The 15,344-nt window shown below is 31.0% G+C and carries 14 protein-coding genes and 1 pseudogene; all 15 read right to left on the reverse strand.

Annotation, left to right across the window (positions count from 1 at the left end; genetic code table 11):
- Positions 1-533: pseudogene (locus ACIPUA_RS05285) on the reverse strand (UDP-glucose 6-dehydrogenase); the annotation flags it as partial.
- Between the two features lie 41 nt (positions 534-574).
- Complete coding sequence (locus tag ACIPUA_RS05290) at positions 575-1,573, reverse strand: NAD-dependent epimerase (RefSeq protein WP_449059381.1); 999 nt, start codon at positions 1,571-1,573, stop codon at positions 575-577.
- Between the two features lie 17 nt (positions 1,574-1,590).
- Entirely contained in the window at positions 1,591-2,961 is a 1,371-nt protein-coding gene (locus ACIPUA_RS05295) for a phosphomannomutase CpsG (RefSeq protein ID WP_449059382.1), read from the reverse strand.
- A gap of 19 nt (positions 2,962-2,980) precedes the next feature.
- A complete protein-coding gene (locus ACIPUA_RS05300; protein WP_449059383.1) occupies positions 2,981-4,372 on the reverse strand; it encodes a mannose-1-phosphate guanylyltransferase/mannose-6-phosphate isomerase in 1,392 nt (463 codons plus the stop codon).
- A gap of 16 nt (positions 4,373-4,388) precedes the next feature.
- Positions 4,389-5,519: a glycosyltransferase gene (locus ACIPUA_RS05305; RefSeq protein WP_449059384.1), complete on the reverse strand. Its 1,131-nt coding sequence runs from the start codon at positions 5,517-5,519 to the stop codon at positions 4,389-4,391.
- Positions 5,520-5,527: 8 nt separating this feature from the next.
- Entirely contained in the window at positions 5,528-6,637 is a 1,110-nt protein-coding gene (locus ACIPUA_RS05310) for a glycosyltransferase (RefSeq protein ID WP_449059385.1), read from the reverse strand.
- Between the two features lie 2 nt (positions 6,638-6,639).
- The gene (locus ACIPUA_RS05315; RefSeq protein ID WP_449059386.1) at positions 6,640-7,167 is read right to left on the reverse strand and encodes an acyltransferase; all 528 of its coding nucleotides are present in this window, start codon (positions 7,165-7,167) and stop codon (positions 6,640-6,642) included.
- Positions 7,157-8,329, reverse strand: a complete 1,173-nt coding sequence (locus ACIPUA_RS05320; protein WP_449059387.1) for a glycosyltransferase family 4 protein — start codon at positions 8,327-8,329, stop codon at positions 7,157-7,159. Before ACIPUA_RS05320 ends, ACIPUA_RS05315 begins: the two co-directional genes overlap by 11 nt.
- Entirely contained in the window at positions 8,295-9,497 is a 1,203-nt protein-coding gene (locus ACIPUA_RS05325; RefSeq protein ID WP_449059388.1) for an EpsG family protein, read from the reverse strand. The genes ACIPUA_RS05320 and ACIPUA_RS05325 overlap by 35 nt, the downstream gene beginning before the upstream one ends.
- Positions 9,498-9,500: 3 nt before the next feature.
- Positions 9,501-10,364 carry a hypothetical protein gene (locus tag ACIPUA_RS05330; RefSeq protein WP_449059389.1) on the reverse strand — a complete coding sequence of 288 codons (864 nt, stop codon included), beginning with the start codon at positions 10,362-10,364 and terminating at the stop codon, positions 9,501-9,503.
- A gap of 19 nt (positions 10,365-10,383) precedes the next feature.
- On the reverse strand, positions 10,384-11,613 hold the full coding sequence (locus ACIPUA_RS05335; protein ID WP_449059390.1) for a flippase: 1,230 nt from the start codon (positions 11,611-11,613) through the stop codon (positions 10,384-10,386).
- A 23-nt stretch (positions 11,614-11,636) separates the two neighbouring features.
- Positions 11,637-12,170, reverse strand: coding sequence for a dTDP-4-dehydrorhamnose 3,5-epimerase (rfbC, locus tag ACIPUA_RS05340; protein WP_449059391.1), 534 nt, complete (start codon positions 12,168-12,170; stop codon positions 11,637-11,639).
- A complete protein-coding gene (gene rfbA / locus ACIPUA_RS05345; protein ID WP_166696423.1) occupies positions 12,167-13,048 on the reverse strand; it encodes a glucose-1-phosphate thymidylyltransferase RfbA in 882 nt (293 codons plus the stop codon). The genes rfbC and rfbA overlap by 4 nt, the downstream gene beginning before the upstream one ends.
- Positions 13,049-13,067: 19 nt before the next feature.
- Positions 13,068-13,958, reverse strand: coding sequence for a dTDP-4-dehydrorhamnose reductase (gene rfbD / locus ACIPUA_RS05350; RefSeq protein ID WP_166696424.1), 891 nt, complete (start codon positions 13,956-13,958; stop codon positions 13,068-13,070).
- Entirely contained in the window at positions 13,955-15,031 is a 1,077-nt protein-coding gene (gene rfbB / locus ACIPUA_RS05355) for a dTDP-glucose 4,6-dehydratase (RefSeq protein ID WP_449059392.1), read from the reverse strand. Before rfbB ends, rfbD begins: the two co-directional genes overlap by 4 nt.
- Between the last annotated feature and the right edge of the window lie 313 nt (positions 15,032-15,344).

The raw sequence follows: 15,344 nt of genomic DNA on the forward strand, positions 1-15,344 counted from the left end.
GCACCTTCTAGCAGTAAATCAGCAAAAACCTTTGCACGCTCAGAACGCTCCCCGACCACAATGCGGGAAGGGTGTAAGTTATCCCACAGAGCACGGCCTTCACGTAAAAATTCAGGGGAGAAAATCACGTTGGTGTAACCAAACTCTTCACGTAAACGCTCAGTAAAGCCCACAGGAATGGTGGATTTCACAATAATCGTCGCTGCGGGGTTAATGTTATTCACGTCATGAATAACAGATTCAACCGATTGAGTATTGAAGTAATTGGTTTTTGGGTCGTAGTCTGTTGGCGTCGCCACTATCACATACTGCGCGCCCGTATAGGCTTCGTTTTTATCTTCTGTGGCACGGAAATTGAGCGTTTTCTCCGTTAAGAATTGCTCAATTTCAGCGTCAACAATCGGTGATTGATGATTGTTTAACATTGCCACTTTTTCAGGGATGATATCGACTGCAACCACTTCGTGGTGCTGTGATAGTAACATGGCGTTAGATAGGCCGACGTAGCCGGTCCCTGCGATTGCTATTTTCACAATAATGACCTTTTGAATTAGAATATTGAGTGAAACTTTTATTAAATATGGTAATAAGAACGATACCATTCAACAAAGGATTGAACACCTTGTTCAATAGATACTTGTGGGCGATAGCCTGTCACATTAAATAAGTCTTCAGTGTCCGCCCAAGTTGTATAAACGTCCCCAGCTTGCATAGGTAAGAAGTTTTTAATGGCTTCTTTACCGAGCGCTTTTTCCAACGCTGAAATAAATTCAATCAACTTTACGGGTTGCCCATTACCAATATTATAAATACGGTATGGCGCACTGCTTTCTGCTGGTGAAGTTGAAGGGTTATTCGGGTCTGTTTGTGGAATTATATCCGAAATACGGATCACGCCTTCGACAATATCATCAATAAAAGTGAAGTCACGGCTGAGATTGCCGTTATTATAAACATCAATAGGCTCACCCGCCAAAATAGCTTTAGTGAACTTGAATAACGCCATGTCTGGTCGGCCCCAAGGGCCATAAACGGTAAAGAAGCGCAGCCCTGTAGTGGGTAACTGATATAAATGTGAATAGGAGTGCGCCATCAATTCATTGGCTTTCTTAGTTGCTGCATACAATGAAATTGGGTGATCGGTTGGCATGTTGGTAGTAAATGGGACCTTATCTGTCACGCCATATACGGAGCTAGAAGAGGCATATACCAAATGTTTTACTTTGGTTTGGCGACAACCCTCTAAAATTGATAAATGTCCTTTGAGATTACTATCTGTATAGGCAAATGGATTTTCTAACGAATAACGTACGCCTGCTTGAGCGGCTAGATGAATGACTCGGTCAAATTGTTCTTCTTCAAACAAATTATTAATTTTTGACTGTTCAGTTATATCAACTTGTTTGAATTCGAATTGTTTACATTTAATGTTTTCAAGACGTGCTAATTTTAAATTAAAATCATAGTAGTTATTTATATTATCAATACCAATAACATGATGTCCTAGCTTTAATAATTTTTTACAAATGTTGAATCCAATAAATCCGGCAACTCCTGTTACTAAATATTTCATTTTTATACTCTACTTATTTATTGATATTTTTCTAAAATGAGTAAAATTTCATTCTTTTTTTTATTCATTAAAGAATAGTTATGTTTAGATTCTACGTTTAATCTTATCAGTGATTCTGTATTAGACTCACGCAAATTAAATCGCCAATCTTTAAACTCCATACTAAGACCATCGATATAGCTAATATTTAAAGCATGGTCGGCATAGTAGGATTCGATAAATATCATAGATTCTTTGGCATTTATTATTTTTAGATTTATCTCTCCAGAAGATGGATATTTTTCAATTTGCTTACTAACCAATTGCGATAATTTTTTTTCTCTTAGCGAGATTAACTCTATGACTAGAAGCCAAGGGATCATTCCTGAATCACAATAGAAAAAATCACGAAAGTAATGATGAGCACTCATTTCACCACCATAAAGTGCATTTTCTTCTCTCATTCGTTCTTTTATGAAGGCGTGTCCAGTTTTAGATATAATTGGGTGGCCCCCATTTCTATTTACAATATCTATAGTATTCCATGTTAATCTCGGGTCGTATATTATTTTTTCGCCCGTATTTTTTTTCAAAAAAGCTTCTGCTAGTAAGCCAACAATATAATATCCTTCTATAAAATCGCCATTTTCATCAAAGAAAAAGCATCTATCAAAATCACCATCCCATGCTACACCAATATCCGCACCATATTCTTTCACTGCATTTGAAGTTTCAAAACGACATTCCGGTAACAATGGATTAGGAATGCCATTTGGAAATGACCCATCTGGTTGATGATTGATAGTAATAAATTCAACGGGTACTTTTAGCTCAGTAAATTTTTGGTTAATTTTGTTAATAACATGCCCTGCAGCACCATTTCCTGAATTAGTGACGATTTTTATAGGAGTAATATTTTTTAAAGAAATATAGGTTAGTAAATGTTCTACATAGTTATCTAAGATTGATTTTTTTTGATAGGATCCTCGGGTTTTAGATAGTGTTCGGATATTTTTTTCTGCAAGGTTTTGGATTTCGAAAAGTCCGCTATCACCACTTATAGGCTTCGAATTTTCACGTACTAATTTCATTCCATTATAATTAGCAGGATTATGACTTGCAGTTATTTGAATACCACCATCAGTATTCAAGAATGTAGTTGCAAAATAAATTTCTTCTGTACCTGTCAAGCCTAGGTCAATTACATTCACTCCTGCATCAATCAGTCCATTAGCTAAAGCAATTTTTAATTCATTGCTGCTTAGGCGAACATCACCACCAATGACTATATTTTTAGGTTGTAAATATAGGGCGTAAGCTTGACCAATTCTGTATGCTATATCAGAATTTAGTTCTTCTCCTATTTTTCCTCTAATATCATATGATTTAAAACAAGTTAGTTTGTTCATGATTATATTTCCATTAATATCATTTAGGTATACGGACAATGTCAGATTCTGTAATTGCACTTCCTGTTTTTACTTCAATAAAAATTAGAGGAACTAAACCTGGATTTTCAAAATAATGTTTTACACCCTTTGGAATAAATATAGATTCATTTTCATGTAGAATATGAAGTTCACCATTTTTATAGATATGAGCCGTACCTGAAACAATGATCCAGTGTTCGGCCCTATGATGATGGATTTGTTCTGAGCTTTTAGACCTCGGATTAACAATGACCTTTTCCAATTGATAATTAGAACTTTTTGAAATATTCTCATGTTTTCCCCAAGGTTGGTGTACTGGCATAATAATATTAGCGTTCGTATTGTTTTGTATATTTAAATCTGGCAATATACTTTTTATCTCTTGATCTCTATTCATATCACAAATAAGAATTGAATCATTAGCATCAACGACTATAAGATTATTAATACCAATCGCTGTAATAGTGTTTTTCTTAGAAAAGAAAAAACAATTATGAACATCAAGAGATATAGTATTTCCTTTGAAAACATTTCCATCAACATTTTTATTACTAATCTTCCATAAGGAACTCCAAGTTCCTATATCACTCCAACCTATATCAATAGGCATAACAACAGAACTATCTGTTTTTTCCATTACGGCATAATCAATAGATTCTGAAGGGCATGAATTAAAATAAAATGAATCCAATCTTAGAAACTCTAAGTCTCTTTTAGCATTCTCTATAGATTTCTCACATGATATTAAAATATCAGGTCTATATTTTTTTAATTCACTTAAATATGTAGATGCTTTAAATAAAAATATTCCGCTATTCCAAAGGTATTCTTTTGAGGCAACGAGATTTTCTGCTATATCTATAGTAGGCTTTTCAATAAAAGAGTCAACTTTATATATTTCGTTACAAAGTTTATCTCCTTTTTTAATGTAACCATATCCTGTTTCTGGGCTATTCGGAGTGATTCCAAAAATAACCAGTTTATTATCTCTAGCAGATGGTATAGCTGCCGTTATCGAATTTATAAAGGACGTATTATCTTTTATAAAGTGATCTGAAGACATCACCAACATTATAGGGTCATCATGAGTCTTGACGGCTAAAAGTGCAGCAATACATATCGCTGGTGCAGTGTTCTTTCCTACGGGCTCAAGTATAATTTCAGATGCAAATATATTTTTATCTTGCAGTTGTGTAGATGCTAAAAATCGATGTTCTTCATTACAAATTACTATTGGAGGTAAATGTTCAATATTTTTTAATCGCCCAATAGTTTCTTGTAGCATTGAATCTTGGGATGAAATACTTAGAAATTGTTTAGGTAATTTTTCTTGTGATAGAGGCCATAATCTAGTTCCTGAGCCTCCAGCCATAATTATAGGGAGTAACATAATAAATCCTATTTTATTAACGATTAAAAATTTCTAAATAGATACTTTCAGTGTCATTAATCATTTTGTTTTTTGTGAAATGTTTAACGTATCGATCTTTAGCACCGATAGATAATTTTTTTCTAATATGATCATTATTTATTATTATATTTAAATGTTCAGAAAGAGACTCTATATCTTTGGGCTCGCATATAAAACCGCTAACATTATTTTTATTGACCCAAGGAACACCACTACCTTGGATATTAGTTGAAATAACAGGTGTTCCAATAGACATTGCTTCAAGTTGAACAACACCAAATGCCTCAGACTTTTCGATGGAGGGAAAGCAAAATAATGTGCTAGCTCTATAGTAGTTAGCTAAGTCTTTTTGCTCAATGCGTCCAATTAGGAATACTTTTTTTTCTAAATTATTTTTTCTAATTAACTCTCTATATTTTTCAGTATCTGGACCTGAGCCTCCGATTAAAAAAATGGCGTTGTCAACATTTTTAGCTGCAAGAATAAGGTATTCAAATCCTTTATAGTAAATATGCCTTCCCAATGAGAATATAATTTTACTATTATTATATTTATTTTTTATAAGTTCGGTTCTTTCTTGAGAAGATAAATCTATTAACGAATCAATACCAATAGGTACTACTTTACATTTATGCTTAAACATAGATAGCTGTTTAGAACAATCTAAATATACTTTGCTAGTCACAATAATTATATCTGCTTTATTAAGCAACCAATTTAAAAGAGGCTTGTAAAGTATCAGTAATTTTTTTTGTTTTATAATATCACTATGCCAATGAATAATCAGTTTAGGTTTTCTTTTATTTAAAATAAATGCAACTAAGTAAGCAATATTAGCTAAAGGATTAGGTAAGTGCAAATGAACAATATCACAATCATTAAAATATTTAGTGGTTAGCTTAATATACTCGAATGATATAGAGGTTTGTGCAATATTAAAGCATTCCTTAGCTCTAGTTACATGTACCCCTTTAATGATTTCCGGTTTATTGCTGGATGAGTTTCCTATGGCCAATACATTAATAGTATGACCTCTAAGTATTAGTCCTTCTGATAAATCAGCGACAACAGATTCTACTCCACCACAATATGGTTTGTAGTATTTACTTAATTGAAGTATGTTCATATTAATAGTTATTTATTCAAGTTTAATATATAATCTAAATATTGTTGACAAATCACTTCGACTGAAAATTTTTTAGCATGCTGGATAAGATTATAAATATCATTCTCTGTATAATTGCTTCTATTTAGCAAGGCATGCTGTATCGCCAAAGAAAGTTCATCAATCGAGCAATCGAGGGGAACTAACGATATCATTTTTGAGTCATCGGGGAAAATATACTGGGGTCCACCTGGGCAATTTGTTGATATGACGGGAAGCCCTGCTCCCATTGCTTCTACAAGAACGTTACCAAAACCTTCCCATTTCGAGTTTGAGACAAATAAATCATACTCAGGATAACATTCAATTATGTTTTCATTATAAGGGAGTATTTTTATACTATTTTGACATTTTAATTTTGCTATCAATTTTTTCAGCTCACTATTTAAATAACCTTCACCATAAATATCTAAACTTATACTTTCTCCCTTATTAATCAAATTAGAAATTGCCATTATAAGCTGATGAAAATTTTTTTGAGGAACTAAGCGGCCTACAGCAATTAATTTTTTACTTGTTTTTTTTAAACAAACTTTTTTTCTGTATTGAGAAAGTAACATGACAGGATTGGGAAGTACTTTAATATCTATTTTTTTTAAATTAAAGCAGTTTCTAATCAAATCATTTTTTGTGTCTGGAGAGTTAGCTATTATATAATCAGCTCTGTTGTATGTGATGTAGCAAAAAAAATTTATTATTTTTTCTTTAAAGTTTTTTTTATGGTTAGGGTTAGTGAAAGTATTAGCCTCTCTTAAAATCCAAATATGTTTTTTATATATGAATGTTGATAATGCAGCAGCTATATTAGCTCCTCTAACAGTAGAAATTAAATAGTGGATGTTTAGATTTTTTATATAGCTTGAAAGTTTTATAAATGAAAATATTATATTATAACTTGATAATTCGATTAATTTAATTTCGTTCGGTATTTTCTTTATATTAGGACCCGAAATTTTATTGACAAATAAAATTATATTTATTTTTTTATCATTCTCATTAATATATCTCATTAAATTAGTTATTACTTTTTCTGCACCACCACCACCTAAATCTGGTAGAAAAAAGGCTAAATTAATCATTTCTATTTCCTTTTTTTTAAAAAGTATTGTTTTTCTATCAATACTATATCTGATTTTTTATTCTTCGAATTAGATGAATAGATGAAATCACTCTTAACTTTGGCCAAGTAATTCTCTAACGTATCAATTTTTCTTGCAGGATTACCTGCATATACATAGCTAGAATCAAGATTTTTAGTTACAATACTACCACTACCTACAATCACATTACTTTTAATTGTAACTCCAGGCATTATAATTGTGTTCATGCCAATAAATATATTATCTTCGATTGTTATTCTTGCATATTTATAGTATCGACCAGTTTTTTCTCTAAAAATCCACGGCGAACCATCATGAGTTATAAAAGTTACATTTTTAGAAATGGTCACATTTGAACCTATATCGATTAGAAATGGTTCACTACCCCAATCTGTATTATAAATCCTACATTTTTCTCCTATTTTAACCCCTAAGAGCCTTGCATATTTTTCTGCGCCGAAAATCTTTAAGTATAAAAATAAGATTAAATTCTTAATTTTAGTTATCATTTTTCTGAGCCTTATCTACAAAAATAATTTTTTGATAAAAGTGACTTCTCTGGGGAACTATCTTAGATATTGAATATTCTTTGGCTGTTTGGAAGTTTATTTTTCCTTGAGTGAGCATATCTTCTGCCGTCATTCTTTTTATTAATTGGCAAGCTAATTCTATATTATTAATTGGAAAAATATAGTTTTGAGGAATCAATTCTCTAATGCCTGAAACATCACTGCATATGCATGGAAGGCTATTTGCCATTGCCTCAATTACAACTCTAGGTAAACCCTCTCTTCTTGAAGTCAAAACAAAAATATCTGATTGAAAATAGATGTTTTGTTTTTCTTCCTCATCTGATATATAACCAAGAAATGTTGTTCTATCAGATATTTCAAGTGTTTGGGCTAGCTCTTTATAACTATTTAATAGTATTCCATCACCAACAACTTTCGCCTTATAGTGTTTAGGTAGCTGATGCAAGATTTTTAGAAAAATATCCAGCCCTTTAAAATCTCTATCAAGTACTCCAACAAACAACAAATTTATATCATCTATATTTCTCGGTTCAATATTTTTTTCTCTGTAGAAATCATCCGACAAATTTATACTACTATATGAAGAATTAAATTTTTCAGATTCAATGTAGTTGGTTAAATATTTATCTTGAATACTGTTCTTTGTGACAAAAGAGGCAAATTGACAATTCTTAAGCTGAAACTTAAATATTAATGGAAATACTTTTCCTAATACCTTATTTAATATAGAGCTACGAGTTGAATTTATAGCTTCTTCATAAGGGTCAGTCACTACTTCTAAGTTAAATTTAGCTTTAAGGAAAAAACAATACAATGAAAAAGAATAAGCTAATAATCCTGGTGTTCTAATAATAATTTTACAATCATGATTTCTTGTTTTTTTTATAATACTGGAAATTACCGATAATTTTAATATACCATAGCCTTCACTATATATAGGTAAAAAAATAATTTTATTAGAATTTACTTTTTTAAATCCAATGGGATATGTGTTTACCTTACTAACTCTTGCAACAACATATACTTTTTTAAAATCGGTTAAATATCGCTTGAAAAATATATTATCTTCAATTCCCTTCACATAAAAATCATTATTATATTCTTTATATCTGCGCTCTACTGTTACTAATAAGTTCACAATTGTTTTTCCTGATTAATTTTTTATTATTAAATAAAATATTTAATGAAGCCAGCATTAGCATGGGAAATATGGGTATTTTTTTTCGATGGTAGTTTTCAGTAATAGTATCTGCTGGAAGATTCCAACTATAAGTTAATCTATTATCAACCATATAGATACATGATGCATAAATGGAAATACAGAATACTACATTAAGAGTGAATTTTCTTCTCTTTATTAATCCATAAGTAAATATTAAAAATATGAATACCGCTTCAATAATTTGGGTACCCATAACTAAATCATAGTTATCTAATTTTAATGGGTTAGGACTGATCAGAAAATAGCCAAAAATTTTAAGGTATTTGGTTATTATTCCAGGGTATAAAAATAAACTTATTATGAATGAAACTAATGCGCAGATAAATGTAATGTAAATATTTTTTTTCCAGAATAAAAAGTATATGGCAAAAATAACAATAGAATAAGAACGAATACTTGTAGCTAACAATATTAGAATAATAAATAGGAAGAATTTTTTATTTATGAATAATACTAGAGAATAAAAAATAATTAAAAGTGATATATAATCTTTAAAAAAACGAGTGCCCCAATAAGAGAGATAGGGAGAGAAAATAATCCAAGCTAACAAAAATAAGTAAATTCGGTTGTTAAATTCTAATTTTGAGGAGTATAAGCCAATGGAAAAAATAATTATAATTAAATTTATTATGTAAATAAAATAAGGGTTATCACTATTAGATAAAATAATAATACTTGAATAAAAGTATCCAATTAGTGGCTCTACAAAAGCAAATAAGTCAACAGCTATATTTTTATTAAAATGATTAGCTAACTCATCTAGCATATTTTGTGAGTTACTGAAACTTACAGCATAGTTATAGTAGTTTAATTCATCGCTAGTAATTATTGGTTCTAAAGATAAATAAAAGAACACCTTTAATATTAGTAGCGGGATAATAAATAAAACTAACTTTATATTATATTGAATCAATATTATTGATATTAGTGTTAATAATATTGATAATATCATAAATATAACAAGATTAGGCGGAAGTAAATAGCTAAAAACAGGGTAAATAATAAAAACAGAAGTTAATCCTATAGCTGAAATGAGCCAGTATAAATCTAGTCCAGTGTACCGTAACTTTAAAGTTTTCATCATTAGTTAGTCTTTATAGTGCTTTCCAGAAAAGTATGCCTTCAAAAGATCTGCATAGTTATATTTTGATTCTTTTGAGAAAAAATTATTTTTTATAGATGTGAGAATGGCTTTAGATAGAATTAATAACGAGTAGGGTTTAGTGTAATAATATTTTAACCTTAAGGCTAAATCATATGAGCGTTCTTTTCTTCTGAAATTTTTTATTTCTCTACTTTCAACTTCCATTTTTGATAATGAATGCTCAAAACCGTCAATTATAGTAACTTGAAATTTTTCATTTTTTCTTATTTTATTTATTCTATAGCAAAATGTTATATCTACGCCATAAAACCTAAACCTTTCATCAAATACATTGCCAAAATAATTATTTAGAGCAGAAATAGTTCTTTTATTGATGGTCATACCGCTGCCAATTGCTAATATATTTTGTTTTTCTGATACAGTACCAGTGTTAGATTGTATACAGTTATCTATTATTGGGCTCCTAGCTTTTCTTTTGCATGTTATTAATGGAAAAGCAATATCACTAAGTTCCAATGTGTTAATAGCTTGGATATACTCATTTGTTAATTCTGAATCATCATCTAGAATGACATATTTATTACTGTTATTATTTTTTATGAATGTATTATACACTTCTGATAAGGCAGTATTCTGTATCGTTTCAATAATATTTATTTCGCAATCTCCTATTTTTAAATCATCATTTGGAGATGTAGATAATGGAAGTATAGTATTTGGACCATTATTCCATATAGTAATTGAACAATTATTTAAATTATTATGATATTTTTTTAAACTATTAATGGTTCTTGATTCGAATGGTTTTTTATTATATATCAAGACGAGGATGCAAATATTAAACATAATTATTTCTTCTATGGTTTTAGAATAATATATTGATTTCTTTATTTTTATGTGTGTGCAGTAATAGTATGAATATTAGTATCTCAGATATTAATACAGATATTGCTGCTCCAATAATACTAAAATTATATATCAATGGATATATAAAAATAAGAGATGTAATTCCTCCGATACAAACTATAATACTAAACTGTTTATGGTATTTTAATGGAATCAGTGTTTGGGTTCCCAAAAATTGATTTAAAACACTAAATATAATAACTAAAGACTGTATCTTTAATACAATACTTCCGGGTAAATATTCTTCTCCTGCTATAATTGTTATGATATTTTTTGAATATATAAATAATATAGACGCACCACATATTGATAAGATTAATGAAAATCTAAAATACTTTTTTAGAAAAATCCTTGATTCATTTATATCTCGGTTGTATAAATTATTGAACCTTGAGTATACAGCATTAAATATAGGGCTCATTAAATTAAGCGAGATTGCTTTTATATTATCTGCTACTTTATAGTAAGCAACATATACTGGTCCTAATATTAACCCAATGATAATAGGAACCGCAGCCATATACATATTAGATGCAAAGTTAGTAATGAATATTAAAGAACTATCTTTTAATGCGGAAATAATGTTGTTAAATTTAAACTTATACCTTAATAAATATTTATTTTTAATTAAATAAATGGTGCATATAAAACCTGATATTAAGAAAGCACTACTTTGAATTAACCCGGCTATTAGGATGTCATCTGGTCCTTTTACGAAAAATATAATTAAGGGAATGCTGATTAATCTTCCTATAATCGTAAAAGGTACTAATGCTTTTATTTTTTCTATTCCTAGAAATAACCAACTTGGAGTGAATATTAAACCAAAAGAACTTAAAGATAAAATTACTATAAGATATAAGAAATCAATGGAGAATGGGAAGAATATGTATGAGATGAAAACTAATATCATAGATGAAAAATACAGTATTAGTTGTGTTGAAAATATTGTATATATATATTCAGATAGATATTCTTTATTTTCTTTTAATTTGCTCGCATTAATAACGGATATCTTATTAAATCCAAACTCGACTATAAGTGTTAGATATATGATTAAACCTGAAGCATAGGCTAAATTTCCAAATGCTTCAACGCCTAAAACTCGAGTTAGATATGGAAATGTTATCAGTGGCGTTACAAATTTTAATATTTGAATAATCGCCAAATAAAAAATATTTTTTTTCAACTGTTAACTCATGATTTTATATTTTAAGCATTAAATAGTGTACCAATTCTATCTTTATCTGAGATAATTAAACCTTCAGTTATTGGCCATATTATTTTTAATGTATCATCTGCCCAGAAAATATTTTTTTCTGACTTGGGATGATAATAATTTGTTGTTTTATAAGAAAATTCAGCACTGTCACTTATTACAAGGAAACCATGAGCAAAGCCTTCAGGTATCCATAATTGACGTTTATTTTCGGCTGATAAATTTACGCCTACCCATTTACCAAATGTTGGTGAATTTTTCCTAATATCAACAGCAACGTCAAATACTTCACCAGCTATACAGCGAACTAACTTTCCCTGAGCATAGGGTTCTTCTTGATAATGTAACCCCCTGAGTACGCCTTTTACTGATTTTGAATGATTATCTTGTACAAAATTCACAGGATAACCTACGGCTTCATCAAATTGTTTTTGATTAAAACTTTCAAAGAAAAAACCTCGTTCATCTTCAAATACTTTCGGCTCAATAATTAATACATCAGGAATCTCAGTTGGGATAATTTTCATTTATTTTTAACCATTTTTAGTAAATATTGACCATATGAATTTTTGGATAATGGTTTTGCCAGCTTTTTAACATCATTAGCTGTAATAAAGCCTTTTCTGTAAGCAATTTCTTCAGGGCAAGCAACTTTTAATCCCTGACGTTCTTCTAGTGTTTGGATAAAATTACCTGCATCAATCAAGCTTTGATGGGTTCCGGTATCTAACCACGCATAACCTCGACCCATCATTGCGACTGATAAGTTGCCTTGCTCAAGATAAAGGCGATTAATATCAGTGATCTCTAATTCTCCGCGTTCTGATGGTTGCAGGTTTTTAGCAAGCTTAATAACGGTATTATCGTAAAAATATAAACCTGTAACCGCATAATTGCTTTTAGGTTTTTTAGGTTTTTCTTCTAAAGAGATAGCGGTACCAGTATCATCAAATTCAACAACACCGTAGCGCTCAGGGTCATTCACATGGTAAGCAAAAACTGTCGAACCAGATTCTTTTTTAGTTGCTTTTTCTAGTTGATTTTGTAAATCGTGTCCGTAGAAAATGTTATCACCAAGAACGAGTGCACAATTATCATCACCAATAAACTCTTCACCAATAATAAATGCTTGTGCTAGCCCATCAGGGCTTTCTTGTACTTTATACTCTAAATTTAATCCCCATTGGCTGCCATCACCTAATAACTGTTGAAAGCGGGGAGTATCTAGCGGAGTACTAATAATTAAAATATCTCGAATGCCAGCTAGCATCAGTGTGCTTAATGGATAATAAATCATTGGTTTATCATAAACAGGTAACAATTGTTTACTTACTGCCATAGTGACTGGATATAAACGAGTTCCGGAACCGCCTGCTAAAATAATACCTTTATATGTCTTTTTCATTTTTATATTCTACAAATCTTTATTTAATTGATAATTCTTTAATTAAGCGTTTAACACCTAACTCCCAGCTTGGTAACTCTATATTGAATGTTTTTTTAAATTTGTTGTTATTCATCTTTGAATTATATGGGCGTTTGGCTGGTAGGGGATAGTCGGTTGCTGGAATAGCATTTAATTCCTTTAATGCTAATTCAATTCCATTATTTTGTGCTTCATGTGTGACTAATTTAGTATATTGATACCAATTTGTTGAGCCAGAAGAGACTAAGTGGTATACACCACATTTGTTTTTATCCTGTAACGTTTGAACTAATGCAATAGCAGTGCAGTCAGCGATTAATTCAGCACTTGTTGGTGCACCATATTGGTCATCGATAACTGACAGTTTTTCTCTTGTTTTGGCTAAATTAAGAATTGTTTTCGCAAAGTTATTACCAAAAGTAGAGTAAACCCAACTAGTTCGTAGTATTAAATGATTTGAACAATAAGTTTGTATATTCTGCTCACCTTCTAGTTTAGTTTTTCCATACATATTTAAGGCTGAGGTTTGATCATCTTCGTTCCAGAAATGCTCACCTTCTCCGGAAAATACATAGTCAGTTGAATAATGGATTAAAAGAGCATTAATTTTTTCAGCTGATTGAGCTAAAGTCTTTACTGCTTCACTATTAATTAGTCTAGATAACTCAGCTTCATCCTCAGCTTTATCTACAGCGGTATAAGCTGCTGCATTAACAATAACATCTGGCTTTAGTAACTCGATGGTTTCTGATAGTTTATTAGGGTTAGAAAGATCACCACAATAATCTTTTGAATGGCGATCTAAGGCAATTAATTCGCCTAGTGGTGATAATGCTCGTTGTAATTCCCACCCTACTTGACCATTTTTTCCGAGCAGCAAAATTTTCATTCTTTGCTATTCCCATAATGTTGTTTTACCCATGACTGATAGCTACCATTTTTAATATGGTCAACCCATTCACCATTTGCTAAATACCATTTCACTGTCTTACGAAGCCCAGTCTCAAATGTTTCTTCTGGTACCCAATTAAGCTCATTTTTAATTTTTGTAGCATCAATGGCATAACGAAGGTCATGACCAGGTCTGTCAGTCACATAAGTAATTAACTCTTCATAGCGATTAATACCATTTGGTTTATTTGGTACTAATTCATCAAGGGTACTACAAATCGTTTTAACCACATCAATATTGGCTTTTTCATTATGACCACCGATATTATAGGTTTCACCAATTTTACCCTCTGTCACAACTTTATAGAGTGCTCTTGCGTGATCTTCTACATATAACCAGTCTCTAATTTGCTGTCCATTGCCATAGACAGGTAATGGTTTGCCTTCTAAAGCATTTAGAATAATAAGCGGGATCAGTTTTTCTGGGTAATGGTAAGGACCATAGTTGTTAGAACAGTTAGTCACAATGGTAGGTAAGCCATAAGTACGTTGCCATGCACGAACTAAATGGTCACTTGATGCTTTAGATGCAGAATACGGGCTATTTGGTGAATAAGAAGTAGTTTCAGTGAATAGGTCTGTTGTTGATTCTAGGTCACCGTAAACTTCATCTGTTGAAATATGGTGGAAGCGGAAGGCTGATTTTTTATCGGTAGGTAATTGGTTCCAATAATGACGAGCCGCTTCTAATAAAGTATAGGTACCGATAATATTCGTTTGAATAAATTCATTTGGGCCATCAATGGAACGGTCAACATGAGATTCAGCTGCTAGGTGCATCACTGCATCAGGTTGGTGCAAAGCAAATAGTTGTTTAATGGCAGCGGAATCACAAATATCAACTTGAGCAAATGTATAATTAGAGCTTTCAGAAATCGATGCTAAAGATTCTAAATTTCCTGCATAAGTTAATTTATCAATATTAACAACACTGTCGTTAGTATTATTAATAATATGGCGAATAACTGTAGAACCAATAAAGCCTGCGCCACCAGTCACGAATATTTTCACTGAGAACCTTGTTATTAAATAAGTAATAAATTAAAAGTGGTCTATAGTTAACTTTAAAGGTGTTAATTATTAATAACACCCATAGCTACCGCACTGGGTTGTCGGGTCCCAGAGCACCATTGAAATTGTAAGTGCATACTTATCAATTGAAAACGTTACATTTTTTGCTAACCTGTTCAATTGATAAGCACTGCTTATCGTTTTTTGACCGACCAAGGGTATGCTTCGAGCCCTGTCCGGTCAAGTAAAAGCGCCTAATAATACCACTAAATATATATAGTGACTATCACTGTGATAGCCTTAGAGAATAGTC

Source organism: Providencia sp. AGC89 (genome assembly GCF_053543535.1).